The organism is Blautia sp. AF14-40, from assembly GCF_003479665.1.
GTDB lineage: Bacteria > Bacillota > Clostridia > Lachnospirales > Lachnospiraceae > Fusicatenibacter > Fusicatenibacter saccharivorans.
The window spans coordinates 165738-181377 of record NZ_QUHK01000002.1 but is presented as its reverse complement, the minus strand read 5'-3'; the positions used below and the strand labels follow the sequence as shown (position 1 = coordinate 181377).

General features: G+C 49.6%; 17 protein-coding genes. 1 reads left to right on the top strand and 16 read right to left on the bottom strand.

The window, feature by feature from the left end; genetic code table 11:
- Nucleotides 1-5: 5 nt before the first annotated feature.
- The 4 genes from DWW13_RS02790 to DWW13_RS02775 form a co-directional block, all read right to left on the bottom strand.
- Nucleotides 6-1430 carry an alanine/glycine:cation symporter family protein gene (locus DWW13_RS02790; RefSeq protein WP_158554960.1) on the bottom strand — a complete coding sequence of 475 codons (1425 nt, stop codon included), beginning with the start codon at nt 1428-1430 and terminating at the stop codon, nt 6-8.
- Between the two features lie 202 nt (nt 1431-1632).
- On the bottom strand, nt 1633-2187 hold the full coding sequence (locus DWW13_RS02785) for a hypothetical protein (RefSeq protein WP_022461914.1): 555 nt from the start codon (nt 2185-2187) through the stop codon (nt 1633-1635).
- The gene (locus tag DWW13_RS02780; RefSeq protein WP_055227506.1) at nt 2184-2411 is read right to left on the bottom strand and encodes a hypothetical protein; all 228 of its coding nucleotides are present in this window, start codon (nt 2409-2411) and stop codon (nt 2184-2186) included. The genes DWW13_RS02785 and DWW13_RS02780 overlap by 4 nt, the downstream gene beginning before the upstream one ends.
- A 32-nt stretch (nt 2412-2443) precedes the next feature.
- Entirely contained in the window at nt 2444-3355 is a 912-nt protein-coding gene (locus DWW13_RS02775; protein ID WP_226906353.1) for a GTP pyrophosphokinase, read from the bottom strand.
- Nucleotides 3356-3650: 295 nt separating this feature from the next.
- Here DWW13_RS02775 and DWW13_RS02770 point away from each other — a divergent pair, with 295 nt between their 5' ends.
- Complete coding sequence (locus tag DWW13_RS02770; RefSeq protein WP_117509207.1) at nt 3651-4442, top strand: DUF975 family protein; 792 nt, start codon at nt 3651-3653, stop codon at nt 4440-4442.
- A 74-nt stretch (nt 4443-4516) separates the two neighbouring features.
- Here the strand turns inward: DWW13_RS02770 and DWW13_RS02765 are convergent, their stop codons facing one another.
- From DWW13_RS02765 to DWW13_RS02710, 12 genes are all read right to left on the bottom strand, one after another.
- Nucleotides 4517-5002 carry a cytidylate kinase-like family protein gene (locus tag DWW13_RS02765; RefSeq protein ID WP_022461910.1) on the bottom strand — a complete coding sequence of 162 codons (486 nt, stop codon included), beginning with the start codon at nt 5000-5002 and terminating at the stop codon, nt 4517-4519.
- A 137-nt stretch (nt 5003-5139) separates the two neighbouring features.
- Nucleotides 5140-5787 (bottom strand): YczE/YyaS/YitT family protein, encoded by a 648-nt coding sequence (locus DWW13_RS02760; protein ID WP_117509208.1) that lies wholly within the window; start codon nt 5785-5787, stop codon nt 5140-5142.
- Between the two features lie 85 nt (nt 5788-5872).
- A complete protein-coding gene (gene fliB, locus DWW13_RS02755) occupies nt 5873-7048 on the bottom strand; it encodes a flagellin lysine-N-methylase (RefSeq protein ID WP_055265399.1) in 1176 nt (391 codons plus the stop codon).
- Nucleotides 7045-8370 (bottom strand): nickel pincer cofactor biosynthesis protein LarC, encoded by a 1326-nt coding sequence (gene larC, locus DWW13_RS02750; protein WP_118719137.1) that lies wholly within the window; start codon nt 8368-8370, stop codon nt 7045-7047. Before larC ends, fliB begins: the two co-directional genes overlap by 4 nt.
- Nucleotides 8363-9115, bottom strand: coding sequence for a nickel pincer cofactor biosynthesis protein LarB (gene larB / locus DWW13_RS02745; RefSeq protein WP_055219567.1), 753 nt, complete (start codon nt 9113-9115; stop codon nt 8363-8365). The genes larC and larB overlap by 8 nt, the downstream gene beginning before the upstream one ends.
- A gap of 315 nt (nt 9116-9430) precedes the next feature.
- Nucleotides 9431-9751: a hypothetical protein gene (locus DWW13_RS02740; protein WP_022461179.1), complete on the bottom strand. Its 321-nt coding sequence runs from the start codon at nt 9749-9751 to the stop codon at nt 9431-9433.
- A 144-nt stretch (nt 9752-9895) separates the two neighbouring features.
- Nucleotides 9896-10459 (bottom strand): Fe-S-containing hydro-lyase, encoded by a 564-nt coding sequence (locus DWW13_RS02735; protein WP_117509210.1) that lies wholly within the window; start codon nt 10457-10459, stop codon nt 9896-9898.
- Between the two features lie 2 nt (nt 10460-10461).
- On the bottom strand, nt 10462-11304 hold the full coding sequence (locus tag DWW13_RS02730; protein ID WP_055265393.1) for a fumarate hydratase: 843 nt from the start codon (nt 11302-11304) through the stop codon (nt 10462-10464).
- A 136-nt stretch (nt 11305-11440) separates the two neighbouring features.
- Nucleotides 11441-13051, bottom strand: coding sequence for an FAD-binding protein (locus DWW13_RS02725; RefSeq protein WP_117509211.1), 1611 nt, complete (start codon nt 13049-13051; stop codon nt 11441-11443).
- Nucleotides 13052-13065: 14 nt separating this feature from the next.
- On the bottom strand, nt 13066-13740 hold the full coding sequence (locus DWW13_RS02720) for a 2Fe-2S iron-sulfur cluster binding domain-containing protein (RefSeq protein WP_055265389.1): 675 nt from the start codon (nt 13738-13740) through the stop codon (nt 13066-13068).
- 16 nt (nt 13741-13756) lie between these two features.
- Nucleotides 13757-14611, bottom strand: coding sequence for an FAD/NAD(P)-binding protein (locus DWW13_RS02715; RefSeq protein ID WP_022461174.1), 855 nt, complete (start codon nt 14609-14611; stop codon nt 13757-13759).
- A complete protein-coding gene (locus tag DWW13_RS02710; RefSeq protein WP_055227522.1) occupies nt 14612-15637 on the bottom strand; it encodes a 4Fe-4S dicluster domain-containing protein in 1026 nt (341 codons plus the stop codon). It lies immediately after the preceding gene.
- Nucleotides 15638-15640 lie beyond the last annotated feature (3 nt).

Genomic DNA, 15640 nt, shown 5'->3' with positions numbered 1-15640 from the left:
GTTTCTCATGTATTTCTATCTTTCTTTTGTTCTGCTTTTTTTATCCTGCTTTCAAACCGGAATGCCTCCTCTTTTACTTCCTTCCAGAGCCGCAGCACACAGAGCAGGTTCGGCACCGCCATGCAGGCATTGGCAAGCTCCGCAAAATTCCAGACCGTTTCTGCCATGCAGACGCACCCGGCAAACGCTGCAAAACAGAAGAAAACACGGTAAACCATTCCGAAGCTATCCTTTTTCACCAGCCAGAGAAACGCCTGCTCCCCCTGGTATGCCCAGCCGGCCATCGTTGCAAATGCGAACAGCAGAATCCCGACCGCGACAACATAGCCTCCCGCCGGTCCGAACACACTTTCAAAGGCCTGAATTACCATCGCCGCTCCATCCGCTTTTTCCGCCTCCAGTATCCCCTCTGCCGCCCCGGTCACTCCAACGGCAAGGCCGGTCACAAGACAGATCACCATGGTATCAACGAACACACCTGTCATGCTGATGTACCCCTGCCGCACGGGATCGTCGGTCTGTGCCGCCGCAGCACTGATTCCGCCTGCTCCAAGCCCTGCTTCATTCGAAAACACACCGCGGGAAATTCCATACCGCAAGGCCGGCGGCAGCAGGGAAATTCCCGCACCCACCGCTCCTCCCGATACCGCCCGGAAAGAAAACGCGTCCCGTACTATCGCAAGCAGTGTCCGCGGAAGCTCTCCGGCGTGCAGACCGATTACCATTCCTGCCCCGCCCAGATAAAAGAGTGCCATTCCCGGTACCAGCACCTCCGCCGCTTTTGCAATGGAACGCAGTCCGCCTGTCACCACGAGCAGAAGAAGAATCGTCAGCACCAACGCGCTTTTTTCTCTTGCCACGCCAAACGTATCCTGCATCGCCAGCGCAATCGAGTTTGCCTGCGTCATATTGCCCATTCCGAGAGATACCAGCACGGTGCTTCCGGCAAAAAACACAGCCAGCATCTTCGCCAGCCGCTCCCCCGGAAATGCTCTGGTCAGCGTCACCATCGGACCGCCGCAGTATGTTCCGTCTTTTCTTTGCATCCGGTACTGCACCGAGAGAAAACTCTCAGAAAATTTCAAAGCAAGTCCCACAACCGCCGCCAGCATCATCCATCCCAGTGCTCCTGGTCCTCCAAGCGCCATTGCGGAGGCAACCCCCACGATATTGCCCGTCCCGATTTCCGCCGCAAGTTCCGTCATCAGCGATGCGAACGGCGAAACTCCTGCTTCTGTTTTCTCCCCGCTGTATCTCGCCTCACGGCCGAATGCTGTACGAAGCGCAAAGAACAACCGTCGAATGGGTAGCGCGCGAAGCTGGATGGTCAGAAAAATGCCTGTCCCAAGCAGCAGAAAAAGAAGCGGCGGTCCCCAGGCGGCTGCATTCACCGCTTTTAGAAATGCATTGATTTTTTCAAGCGTGGCCATATCCATTCCTCCCTGTACAAAGTTCCAAAGGAAAGCAGTTCCCGTCCCTCCATTGTTAAACGGTTTTCTGTCCATGCATCGCAATGTTTTCTCTGCACTTTATGCAGCACCGCACAAAAAAAGAACCCGACAGCAGCCTTACGGCCCGTCCGGTTCTTTCGATCTTCATCTTATTTTGTTGTATTCCGCTTCCGCCCGTTTTTCAGGACTCCTGCTCCTTTAAATCATCCGCCACGAGAACACCCGCTTTGAAGCCCATCAGCATCATCTCGAGCATTTCTGCATCGTAATTGCGGTATTTCAGGTAATAAAACAGCGAATCGAGATAATTCAGAAAGCCTTTTTTCGTCTCCGGACTTAAAATCACCCGTTTTCCGTCGCCCATCAGATATTTGGCAATCCGGGAAAAGACGAACTTTTCGTTCAGAAATGCCATCGCATCCGATGTCTCATCCTCCACCAGGATCTGGATCGGTTTTCTCCGCAGCAGCCAGTAGGTCTCATAGGAGATCACTTTCAATGAATTGATATGCTTTGCCTGATGAAAATGTTTCAGGCGGGAAATATCCGTGAAATAGTCCAGCACTGCATGGCTCAACAGCGACTCGCTGATCTGGATTTTCTCGCGGATGCCGAGACTCTTGGCAAATTCCTCGATTTCTTCGTAAAAAACAGCGTAACGGCTCTGGATTACTTCCTCGGAAAATTCTTCCAGAAGTCCGTCGTAGTTTGTGTATATTTTTTCTATTGTATTCATTTTTCCTCCCCGGGCAGATTCAGGATTTCATAGCAGAGTTTCGTCCGGACAAAGTCGGTATATTCGGTCATCTCGCGTTTTTCCATTGTTCCGTAGCGGATCGGCGAGGTATTTCCCATCAGATGTTTTCGGATTTTTCCGGCTTTGACTGCCGCCATCATATTCTCCGCAGAGTCCTCTGCTGCATGAGAGAAGCCCATGCGGCCCGTGTTTCTTCCATCCATTTTTTATCCTTTCCCATGTCTGAAAAGCAGTTTTATTCTTTCAGTATGCTCCAGACGGCATCATCCATCGTATGAATTTCATTCAGATCGCGTTTTTCCACCGCTGCCTTGACCTGCGGTTTTAATTCACGCTTGCGCACGATCGTTTCCTTGCTCTGGAACTTCTCATCCGGCACAACCTGGAGACGGCGGTAGAACGATCCCATCTCATCTCCCATGCCCGCCAGACGGTTCAGCAGCTCGGAAAACTCTGTCAGCATGGCGTTTCCCTTGCGCCGCGGGTAAAGAATGCTGTGGTCAATCTCTCCCCAGCCCTCCTCGAACAGCGTCTTAATCTGAATTTCAATGTAGACGCCGCGGTAAACGACAATGTAATGCACCGCACGGTAATGTTTCCGGTCCAGAATGTTCTCCTCCGGAATCCAGTTCACATAAATGTCGGCGTAATCGCCAAGTCTTGTATGGACTTTCGGCGGCTCTGCCATATAGCCCGATGCGTTCTGGTCGTAGTCACGGCCGTAATCACGGATGTATTTCTCCGGATCATTTTTAAACCAGTGCGTAATGTATTTATGGAAGTTTACCCAGTCCTCCCGATACAGCAAAAGTCCCCGGATTCCGATCAGATCTGTCACGTAACGCATATAGCTTGTCGAATCCATTTTCCGGTACTTTGCATAATTTTCTAGGCGCTTGCGCACCAGCTTTTCCACCAGATGTTCGGTGTCCTTCAGACGGCTGTGGTACGACTGCAGTCCGATCTCTTTTTCCTTGTCCTGCAAAAACTCTGCCACAAATTCTTTTCGGATCTTTTCCAGCGTCGGACGGCGCCGTTCATAATCATCCGCAATTTCCAGCAGTTCTTCCCAGGAAATATCTGCTTCCTCAAATTCCTGCGGCAGAATTCCGAATTTCTGCAAAAACTCGTCCTTTGTCAGATACACGTAGATTCCTCGCTCTCTTTGTCAATTCAACGTACAGGTTTCTTTTTTTCAGAACGCACCCCGGAGAAACCCGGCCCCGCTGCGTTCTGACGCACCGGAGAGATTATAGCACATTCATCCCCGCTTCACAAGTAAAATCTTTATTTAAGAATGCACATTTCCACTTTAATCTTTCTGCCAATTTCTTAAACTTTCCTTAAGCTGTCTTGATGTTTCACCTGCCCCATGGTAAGATAATCGTGACTTGGCAGAATTGTCTGCTGTTTACACTTACATTAAGAGGGAGGTCTTTTTTATGTGGACTCGAGAGGAACTGAAAACCCGCGGAAAAGCCGCATTTTTACGCAATTACTGGATCTGTGTGGTAGCCGCCTTGATTCTGACTCTGCTGGTCGGAAGCGGTACTTCTAATTCTGGAAATTCCAACAATGACAGCAATCAGACTAACTCGGTCGGTATATCTGGATTTACGATTTCTTCCGATAACTTCAATGTGGAATCCTTTGCAGAAAAATTCACCCCGCTTGGACCGGTTAAATTTGTTTTTACTGTCTTCAGCGGCATTGTACTTCTTGTCATTGGTCTTGCCTTTATTCTGATCCGTATTTTTGTTCTTGCACCATTTGAGGTAGGAGGCTCGAGGTTTTTCATTGAAAACTCGATGGAAAAAGCGGGACTTGGCAACATACTGTTCGGATTCCAGAACGGCTACTATGGAAAAACTGTGTGGACTCTGTTTTTAAAAAATCTTTATATATTCCTCTGGTCGCTGCTTCTTCTGATTCCTGGAATTGTGAAAGCTTATGAATACCGCATGGTTCCTTATCTTCTCGCCGACTACCCGGAACTTTCGACCGAAGAAGCATTCCGCATCAGCCGTGAAATGATGAACGGTGAAAAGATGAATACATTTATTCTTGATCTCTCCTTTATCGGATGGTATATTCTTTCCGGAATCACCTGCAATCTTGTCGGTATTTTCTATCTGTATCCGTACAAATATGCAACCGATGCCGAACTGTTCCTGGTTCTGAAACAGAATTACTTCTCCAGCCGGAGTTATGGCAATACGTATCAGGCTTACTAAACCGCACAAAAAATCAGGTGCTTCTCTTTTTCGGGAAGCACCTGATTTTTTATGTATTTCTTTTTAAATATCTCTTAGATATAATCTTTCATTTCAAAATACCGCATCAGAATATCGGCACAGTTCTCGATGCCAAGATCCGAGGTATTCAGGATCATATGGTAGTTATTGACATCGCCCCATGTCTTTCCGGTATTTTTATAATAATACTCGGCACGCTGCTTGTCTGTCTCTTCCAGCATCACCTCAGCCGCCTCTCTTGTCAGGGAAAACAGCTTCATGATACGTTTGATCCGGTCCTCTTTGTCCGCGCAGACATAAATATTGATGACGTTGCTTTTATCTTTCAGAAACTCCGAAGCACACCGTCCAATGATAATACACGGCTGTTTCGCCAGCTCGCGGATCGCATCCGCCTCAGATTCAAAGGCATTTTCACGCATGCCGTGCTCTACATCGTCCTTATCATATACCGGGATATGCAGTCTCTCGGAAAGTTCTTTCGCAATAATACTCGCCCCAGTACCAAACCGGCGGCTCATCGTAATAACTAAGTTCATTTGCCACTTCCTCCTTCGCACTTCTCATAACGCAAACAAACGCCTTATGACAAATCAAAAAATTTTTCTTTCGCTGTCTTTTATTATAACAAACCCCCACCGAAAACTCAAGGTTTTTCGACAGGGGCATGGATCACTCAGGCGATGGTGATTTCTTCTATTTTCTTTTTTGCGAAATGATTGAATGCCGCGATGACTCTTCCTGTGCAGACCATGGCTATAACAGTGCCGATTCCGATTCCTACCGGGCGGCCGGCATCGATGAGGCCGATCGCAAGGGAAATGACGATGGCGGAGAAATCAAAAAGATTTTTTCCGAAACCCATGTTCTTTCCGCAGCGCTCGCCGAGAACTCTTGCCAGGCCGTCGGCCGGGTTTGGGACGATGTTGACGTCTACGGTCACAGCGGCGCCGATTCCCGTAAGAATGATGGCAAGGACAAGAACGAGAAGCCGCATTCCCATCTGGTCAGGTGCCGGGAAAATCCGGTCGAAGATGGTGATAAAGGCGCTCGTCAGGTAACTTGCGGCAACCTGCAGAAGCTGGAACGGCGGGAATTTTCCTTTCAGCAGTACGATCTGTAATACGATGAAGATCAAATACGCCACGAAGACGGCGGTTCCTGTTTCATAGCCGAAGATCTGTGCCACGGCGTACGGCATGGAGATGATGGGCGATACGCCGAGGTTCGTCTTCGTATTCAGTGTGATACCGAGTGCCAGCACCATAATTCCAATCAGATAAAGCGCAATGCGCAGAATCCATTTCTTTTGTTTTTCCTGCATAATTTTCCCTCTTTTCTTTCTGTAACAACGCTTCTATCTTAACACACATCAGGGAAAATGTGCAGTAAGTCTATCGGATGCAGGATTACTCCTCCTCCAGCACACAGCCTTCTGGTGCATAAGTTTCAAAAAGCCAGTCCTCAAGCGCATTCAGATTATCATCGGAATGCTCGACCTCACGCGCATAGCGCCAGGAAAGCTCCTCGATGTCGTGCATGGAAAGCGTTTTTCCATTTTCCAGCCACCGTGCAACCAGGATTTCCTGAATCCAACGGACAGAGAACAGCGCGAGTTCCATTTTGGAACAGACCATATCGTCATAGACGGCGCCGCAGAAATAGGTGTAGACGAAAAACATCAAAAGCTGCTCACCGATGTTTTCCCACTCTGCACGGCGTTCACCTGCAGCGCCCCAGGTGCGATGGAATTCTTCACAGATGGCCTGATAAGCGGTTTCTCCGTTCTGATACAGCGCTTTTTCTGTGCCGTCAAGCACAGTATCCCATTCCGGACGAAGACGCTCGAGACCGCGGAGAACGGCAAGTTCCTTCACCTGGCGGTCATATGCATGAAAGGATGCAGCATCCACACCTTTTTCCGCAAGGCTCTCCGCCACGCACTCGCTTAAGGTTCCCTCTTCCAGATGCTTTTCATACTTCCGAAGCAGGTCATCGATATCATACTCCCGCTGCTCCTCCATACAGATCTGATACTGTTCTGCGAGCTGCTCTGCCGCCGTCATGCGCTCCTGCAGCGGCAGTTCGCGGTTCTGCAGAATCCGGAACAAAACATCTCTCGTGTCTTCCAGCTGGGAGAACATCATGAAGTCAAACTCTTCAAAATCATCCTCCTCGTCGGTCTCCTCCTCCAGAAAACGCACCGGCTCTTTGCAGGACAGGATAATCCGTGCAGCTTCCGGGCAGGAAAGGGACAGGGATAATTCACGCAGACCCTCGTACTCCTCCGTATGGCGCGGGTAAAGGCGGCAGGTGTCACATAAGGAATCCGGCCCCAGTTCCTTGTAAAGATCGCAGAGATTTTCATCATTCAGAAAGGCACAGCGGCGGTTGTTCTGGTAAAAACACTCTTCCTCCCAGTCGATCGAATTGCGCAGGCGCTTTCCAAACTCACTCTTCTCATTTCCATACCGCTCCAGGGAATCCTCGTCGATCACGATCTGCCAGCCGGCACAGCACGTATCCGGGCAGTCTCCGGCGGTGCATACAAACTGGTCGTAAAAATGTGGTTTTAAATATCTCATGCTTTTTTGTTTCCTTCTTTATATTTCTGTACGATCCACGCACCAGCCTCGCCGACCGGCATGCCGCTTTTTTCTGCAATTACTGCGGCACTCTCGTACTCTGGGTAAATTTTTTCGATCTCGCCGTGGCGGCAGATCTTGACTGTCGCATGGCCGTACTCGGTTGCGATTGTCGCAAACTCGCGTTTCATCACGGTGCGCTCCATCCGGCAGCGGCGGATGCCGATTGTGGTGGTCTCGGCGAATATGATATTTTCCAACGTCTCCCGCGTTGTGTCATCACAGATTACATCCAGCTGGTAAGCCGGGCGGTTTTTCTTCATATAGACCGGGATGTAATGGACATCTCTTGCGCCTGATCGCAGCAGTTTTCCCATGCAGTAGCCGAGCGCCTCGCCGGTGCAGTCATCAATGTTGCACTCCAGCTTCCAGATCGTATCTTTCTCGTCGTTTTCTTCTGTTTCGAGCATCATCGCACGCAGCAGTGACGGGCGCTCATACGTCCGTTTTCCGGCGCCAAGACCTGTTCTGGTACATTTGAAGGATGCCGGCAGTGTCTCTTTGGTGCGGATTGCCGCAACAATGGCTGCTCCGGTCGGTGTGACCAGTTCACCCTGGATTCCGGTCGGAACGAGGGTCAGGCCATGTGCCTGTACGATATTTAAAACAGCCGGTACCGGAACCGGGATCATGCCGTGCTGGCATCTGACAAAGCCGCTTCCCTCGCTGAGACCCGTCACGATGACTTCATCCGGCGCCAGGTTATCCAGGCAGACAGCGGCAGACACAATATCCACGATGGAATCGACAGCTCCCACCTCATGGAAATGCACCTGATCAAGCGGCACGCCATGGGCTTTTGCTTCCGCTTCGGCAAGAATCTGGAAAATCCGCTCCGCCAGCGCTCTTGCTCCCGGTGTCAGACCGCCGCTGCGGATAATCGCAAGAATCTCCGGCAGCCCGCGGTGCTCATGATGGTGATGATGCTCCCCTGTGTGATCGTGGTCATGGCTGTGCGCATGCTCGTGGTCATGATGATGCTCGTGATCATGTGGATGGTCATGCACTTCCGCCCCATCCCCGTGCAGATACGCCATATCGTGATCATGGTTCTCATGCTCTGCATCCAGAATCACATTGAAATCGCAGGCATCCAGCCCCGACTTTTTCACTCTTGTAATCGCAATTTCGTATCCCGGCAGTTTCAGGCTTTCCAGTGATTTCTCCAGTACTTCCCGGTCTGCTCCCAGGTCGAGCAGCGCTGCAACGGTCATATCTCCGCTGATTCCGCTCCCGCACTCCAGATATAAACTTTTACTCATCTTGATGTACTCCCATTCTGTTAATCTGTGTTGCAATATATCCGGCTCCATAGCCGTTGTCGATATTCACGACGGCAATTCCGTTCGCGCAGGAATTGATCATCGTAAGCAGCGCCGAAAGACCGTTCATGCTGGCCCCGTAGCCAACGGATGTCGGAACAGCAATCACCGGCTTGTCCACCAAGCCGCCGAGCACGCTCGCCAGCGCCCCCTCCATTCCGGCAACGGCTACAACGCAGTTGGCGCTCTGAATCGTATCGAGACGCGACAGCAGGCGGTGGATACCGCTCACACCGACATCGTAGATACGCTCAACGTTTGCACCGAAGTATTCTGCGGTCTGCGCCGCCTCCTCGGCAACGGAAATATCCGCAGTTCCAGCCGTACAGACCGCAATTTTTCCGATCCGCTTCTTGTCTTTCTTTTCTATTTTTAAAATATGCGACAGCGGATCATACACCACTTCCGGAAACTTTTCGCGGATCAGCTCATACTGATGCTCACTGGCTCTCGTTCCGAAGACCTCCCCATCCTGCTCGTACAGACGCGTAAAAATCTTCAGCAGATGTTCATCCGCCTTCCGCGCACAGAAAATGACCTCCGCAAATCCGCTCCGGATTTCACGGTGCGTATCCAGCTTAGCATATCCCATCTCCTCGAACGGCTCTTTTTTGAAATATTTCTCTGCCTCCTCGATCGAGATTTCGTTGTTTTTTACTTTTTCTAATACCTCTCTTGCCTCCAAAGCATTCACCTCGTTTTCGTTTTTTCCTTTTTTTCACACCCAAATACGATACAACATAAAAAGAAAGCCGAAACCTCTGCTTTGTCAGAACCTTCTCTTTTCTGACACCGCAAATCTCCAGCTTTCTTTATTTTAAACTATGAAGTGCACTTTAAGTCAAGCAGATTCTATACACAAGTATACCCTGCTTTCTGCGTTCCCGCAATGTTTTCTTTTCGCAGTGTGAGTCATCGTATAGAAATAAGAATCCCCGCCGATGCCGCCTCAAATGCCGCACCGCCGGGGATTCTGTAAGTTTAACTGTATTCCGCTGCTTTATTTCTCTGCTTCTCTTTTCTTATCCAGTTTTACATTGCGGAAGTACAGCACCATATCTACGGTGATCTCTGCAATGTTCAGGAAATAGAAAGCCCATGCAAGGAAAAAGATCCAGTCTTTGTCCGGATTGTTCATATAGCTGATAAATTTGTTAGCAATACCGAAAATATATCCGATCCAGATGAACACCTCAAAGTAAAGGCTCTTTCCTTTTGCTGTTCTTGAAGTCCAGGATTTATAAATGGACAGCGGCCAGGACAGGCCAAAGCACAGGATCATCAGTGCTTCCAGTAAGTGGCTTATCATTTCTACAGTCATGTTTTTCTTCCTCTTTCATTTCTTTTTCTGCCGAAAGTCGCTTGCAAGTGTTAATGCCCTGATGTCTTTTCAGCTTGAGACCTGTCTGAAATAATCAGACGGGTCTATGGTCTCTCTTGTATTTCGTCGTTACAAATGTAACCTTTAGTCTTCTTTATGCGCTTCTAAGTATTCTTTTCTTCCCATCTCATACAGATTATTTCCGTCGCAGTCGATGATAACAAAAAGCGGCATGTCTTCTACTTCCAGACGGCGAAGTGCTTCTGCGCCAAGATCTTCGTATGCGATCAGCTCTGCTTTTTTGATGCATTTTGCAAGCAGTGCGCCGGCTCCGCCGATGGCTCCGAAGTATACGCCATGATATTTCTTCATGGCTTCTACAACTTCCGGAAGACGTGCGCCTTTACCGATCATTCCTCTTGCGCCTACGGACATCATGGTCGGAGCATACGCATCCATACGGCCGCTGGTGGTAGGACCTGCAGATCCGATGACCTGGCCTGGTTTTGCAGGGGTCGGTCCTACGTAGTAAATCGTAGCGTCTGTCGGATCAAACGGGATTTTTTCTCCTCTTGCGAGCGCTTCACACATTCTCTTATGTCCGGCGTCACGGGAAGTATAGATAGTTCCGGTCAGATATACGGTATCTCCGGCATGCAGTGTTTTTGCCAGTTCTTCTGTTAAAGGCAGCTGAATATGTTTTTCCATGATCAGATCACCTCCGTTTTATGACGGGTAACATGGCAGTTGATGTTGACTGCACACGGCATTCCCGCAATATGAGTCGGCATTGTCTCGATATTGAGGCCGATGGCTGTGGTTTTTCCGCCAAAGCCCTGCGGTCCGATGCCGAGTTTGTTGACTTTCTCCAGCATTTCTTTTTCCAGATCTGCGTAGAACGGATCCGGGTTCTCGGAATCGATCGGGCGCATCAGTGCTTTTTTCGCAAGCAGTGCACATTTATCGAAGGTTCCGCCGATACCAACGCCGACTACCATAGGCGGGCATGGGTTCGGGCCTGCTGTCTCAACAACTTCCAGGATGAAATCCTTGATTCCCTGAAGACCTGCGGACGGTTTGAACATACGGATCATACTCATATTTTCGCTTCCGAAGCCTTTCGGGCCTACGGTTACTTTGATCTGATCGCCAGGAACGATCTCGGTGTAGAGCATAGCCGGTGTATTGTCGCCGGTGTTTCCTCTTCTGACCGGATCTTTGACAACGGATTTTCTTAAGTATCCTTTGTCATATCCTCTTCTGACACCTTCGTTGACTGCCTCTGCAAGATCTCCTCCTGCGATGTGCACATCCTGTCCGATTTCCAGGAAAACACATGCCATTCCGGTATCCTGGCAGATCGGCACGTTCTGTGCGTCTGCGATCTCATAATTTTCTACGATTTTGTCCAGAACACCTTTTGCAATCTCGCCATCCTCGCAGGCACGGCAGCCTGTGATGGCACATTTTACGTCTTCCGGAAGATGGTAGTTTGCTTCGATACAAAGTTTCTCTACCACATCCGTAATGGTACTAGCCTGAATTTCACGCATGGGGTTCTCCACCTTTCTTTACTTCTATGATTTATCGTACCGAAAAACCTTTTGGATTTCAGCACGGAAAGCGTGTCCCGGAAGCGGCTTTTAAACGCCGCCCCCTTCCGACACGCTTTTTCGCGGTTACTGCATTTTACAGGTGTCTTTTACCTGCATAATTCGGCAGAAGCTGCGGAGATACCATACCGGTATCAATACCTGCCTCTTTTAAGGTCTCAGCGTATTTCTCAACGTGATCCAGATTCATCTTGCCAAGCGTTACGTCTTTTGCTTTTGCTGCAGCAGCTTTTCCTGCATCGCGGCCAAATACAATAACGTCAAGCAGAGAGTTGCCCATCAGACGGTTTCTTCCGTGGATTCCTCCGACAGCCTCGCCTGCTACAAGCAGGTTGTTTACCGTATTGGTGAAGCCTTCGCCGTTGATTTCCAGACCGCCGTTCTGATAATGCAGGGTCGGGTAAACCAGAATCGGCTCTTTTCTCATATCGATACCATACTGCATGAACATACGGAACATAGCCGGAATTCTCTTCTCGATGGTTCCTTCTCCGTGAAGCAGATCGATCATCGGGGTATCCAGCCATACAGCCTTGCCCTGCGGAGTCTCAACGCCCTCGTTGCGGTCGTCGGAGCATTCACGAATAATGCTTGCTGCGGATACGTCACGGGTTTCCAGCGGATGCATGAAAGCTTCGCCGTCTACGTTTACAAGCATTGCACCAAGAGAACGTACTTTCTCGGTTACCAGAGCACCGAAGATCTGAGCCGGGTAAGCAGCTCCGGTCGGATGGTACTGAATGGTATCCTGATACAGAAGCGGAGCACCTGCACGGTATCCGAGGATCAGACCGTCAGCGGTTGCACCGTAGTGATTGGAGGTTGGGAAGTTGTTGTAGTGAAGGCGTCCTGCACCACCGGTTGCGATGATGACAGTTTTTGCTTTTGCTACCTGGTACTCTCCGGTCTCCATGTTCTGGAGAACAGCACCGGCAACCTGTCCCTTATCGTCTTTGATCAGCTCTACTGCAGATGAGAACTCAACGACCGGAATACCACGGTTGATGACTTCATCACGCAGAGTTCTCATAATCTCTGCTCCGGAGTAGTCACGGCACGCATGCATACGTTTTCTGGATGTTCCACCGCCGTGTGTTGTTACCATACGGCCGTTCTCATCTTTATCGAACATAACGCCGAGGTTTTCCAGCCAGGAGATTGCATCCGGAGCTTCCATTACGAGCTTGCGGAGCAGTTCCGGTCTTGCAGCAAAGTGTCCGCCGCCGAATGCATCAAGATAATGCTGTGCCGGGGAGTCATTCTCTTTGTCTGCTGCCTGGATACCACCCTCAGCCATCATGGTGTTTGCATCACCGATACGGAGTTTTGTTGTGATCATAACGTTAGCGCCTGCCTCATGTGCCTCGATCGCTGCAGAAGAACCTGCTCCGCCGGCACCGATAACGAGTACATCTACGTCGTAATCTACTTTGTCAAGGTCGATGTCAACACCTAAGATACGGCTGTTGGACTCCAGCAGATAGCCGAGCTCTGTCGGAACTTTCTCACCTTTGTTCGGGCCGACTTTCAGGGTGATGAAGCCTTCCTCTTTATAGTCCGGATGATATGCTGCAAGAAGGGCATCTTTCTCATCCGCTGTCATTCTTCTTGGCTCTGTTGCCATTCTCTGGGCTCTGGTAGCTTCTACCTTTTTAATAGAGTCCTGCATATTGGCCAGTGTATACATTAGAAATTCCCTCCTTATTTCTCGATCTCACGGTTGTTGTAAAGTTCCTGCATTTCTTCGATCGGTTTCTGCATAACCTGCTCGATCAGATCATCGAATTTTCCTTCTTTGATCTCTGCTACACGGTTCTTTACATGTTCAGACTTCGGAGCAATGTATTTTCCGTTCAGACGTCTTGCCAGCTCTCCTACCATCGGATGGGAGATACCAGCCGGACAGCGGGATGCACAGATTCCGCAGCCGATGCAGTCGAAGGACTCTTCTGCACATTTCTTGAAGTCGCCTCTCTGTGCGTATGCAATATACTGCATAACGTTCAGGCTCTGCGGACATCCTTTGGTACATGCATTACATCCAACGCAGCTGTAGATTTCCGGATACAGATCCATCATGACTCTCTGCTCTGCGCTGATCTCTTCGATATCGTATGTTCTCTTGTCGATCGGATAGAACGGAAGGCTTGCGATATACATGCCGTCTTCTACCTGTGTCTGACATGCCAGACAGGTTTTCAGTTCATTTTTTCCTTTGATTCTGTAGATGGTCGCACATGCACCGCAGAATCCGTGACGGCATCCGCATCCGCGTTTTAACTGATATCCGGCGTACTCCATAGCGGTCATGATGGTCAGATCGCCAGGTACGGAATACTTTTTGCCGTAAACGTAAATATTTACCATTTCCTGCATTTTCTTCAACCTCCGTTTAATATTCGTTCGGTAATTCGTCAATCTCGTCGCAGCGGAAAACAGGGCCGTCCTTGCAGACGTATTTATCTCCGATGTTGCAGCGGCCGCATTTTCCGATACCGCATTTCATACGAAGCTCCAAAGTAGTGTAAACCTGTGTTTTCTCATAGCCCAGTTCCTGAAGTCCCTGAAGAACAAATTTGATCATGATCGGCGGTCCGCAGATCAGAGCTGTTTTGTCAACGGACATGTTCAGTTCTTTCACATAATTCGGAACGAATCCTACATGACCGTCCCAGCCTTCCTGCTCACGGTCAATCGTCAGATGCACGTTGACATCTTTTGCTTTCGCCCATACTTCCTGGATCTCTTTTAACTGTACCAGATCGTCTTTGGAACGGGAACCGTAAACGATATCTACGGTACCGTAGTTGTCACGATTGTCCAGTACGTAATTGATCACGGAACGCAGCGGAGCAAGTCCGATACCACCGGCGATGAACAGCAGGTCCTGTCCTTTTAATACAGTTTCTACCGGGAAATGATTTCCGTACGGTCCACGAACCAGGATTTCATCTCCTACGGACATATTATGAAGATAGTTTGTTAAAGTACCGCACTCCTTGATGGAGAACTCCTGGTACTCTTTGTTTGTCGGGGAGGATGTAATGGAAAACAGCGCCTCTCCAACGCCCGGCACGCAGAGCATTGCGCACTGGCCCGGCATATGTTCAAACAGCTTGGTGCCGTCCGGACGAACGATACGGAATGTCTTTACGTCCGGTGTTTCGCGGCGGATATCTGTGATGATACCGACCTGCGGCAGCAAAGCGTTTTTCTTTTCTTCGCTTCCACAACTACAATTGCACATTTACTTGGTACCTCCCATGCGTTTGATGACTTTTACGATATTCAGCGACTGCGGGCATTTCTCTACGCAGCGTCCGCATCCGACGCAGGAATACATTCCATCGTTGTTGTCCGGGAAGTAAACCAGCTTGTGCATGAAACGCTGACGGAAACGCTGCATCTGTGTGGTACGGTTGTTTCCTGCTGCCATCATCGTAAAGTCAGAGTACATACAGGAATCCCAGCAACGGTAACGCTGTACACCGTTTCCTGTATTGAAATCCTTGATATCATAGCACTGGCAGGTCGGACAGGAGAACGTACAGGTTCCGCAGCCTAAGCAGGCATCGGAAAGCTCTTTCCATTTCGGATCATCGAAACGCTCTTTTGTCTTGCCTACGCCCCATCCCTCGAGGGAGAGATTGCTGTTTGGCATCTTGTCGATCAGGGTACGGATGGCTTCTTTTTCAGCCTCAACCTCTTTTGCAAGATCCTGCTCGGTAAGGTATTCTTTCACAAGCTCTGTCAGCTTCTCACCCTTTTCGGTTTTTGCTTCCCATGCATAACCGTCAGCTACCTGCCACATCGCAACATCAGCCTGCGGTTCTGCCGCATCGATACCGAAGGTCTTGCAGAAGCAGCTGTCTTCCGGCTCATGACATGCAAGAGAAACCACAATGCCGTGCTCTCTTCTTGCTGCATAGTAAACGTCAGCCGGCTCGCTTAAGAATACGCGGTCCAGAACATCGAAAGCGCGGACATCGCATGGACGAACGCCGAAAATAGCGAACGGCGCATCTTTTAATGCTGCCGGCTCGATGCTGGTCTTGTTTGCCTTCTGATAGCAGGAGTAAAGAACTTCACTCTGCGGGAAAAAGGCGTCTTTTGGGGATTTTACGGTTTTTAAGGTATCGAGATCCACTTTCGCGTCCTCGGTCCAGAAACCGAAATTGGTAATTCCATTGTTTTGTACCGGAAGGAAAAGATCCATCTCCTTTGCAACAGCGGCAAGGAGCTCCGGCATTTTTTCTCTGCTAATCTGATACATCCC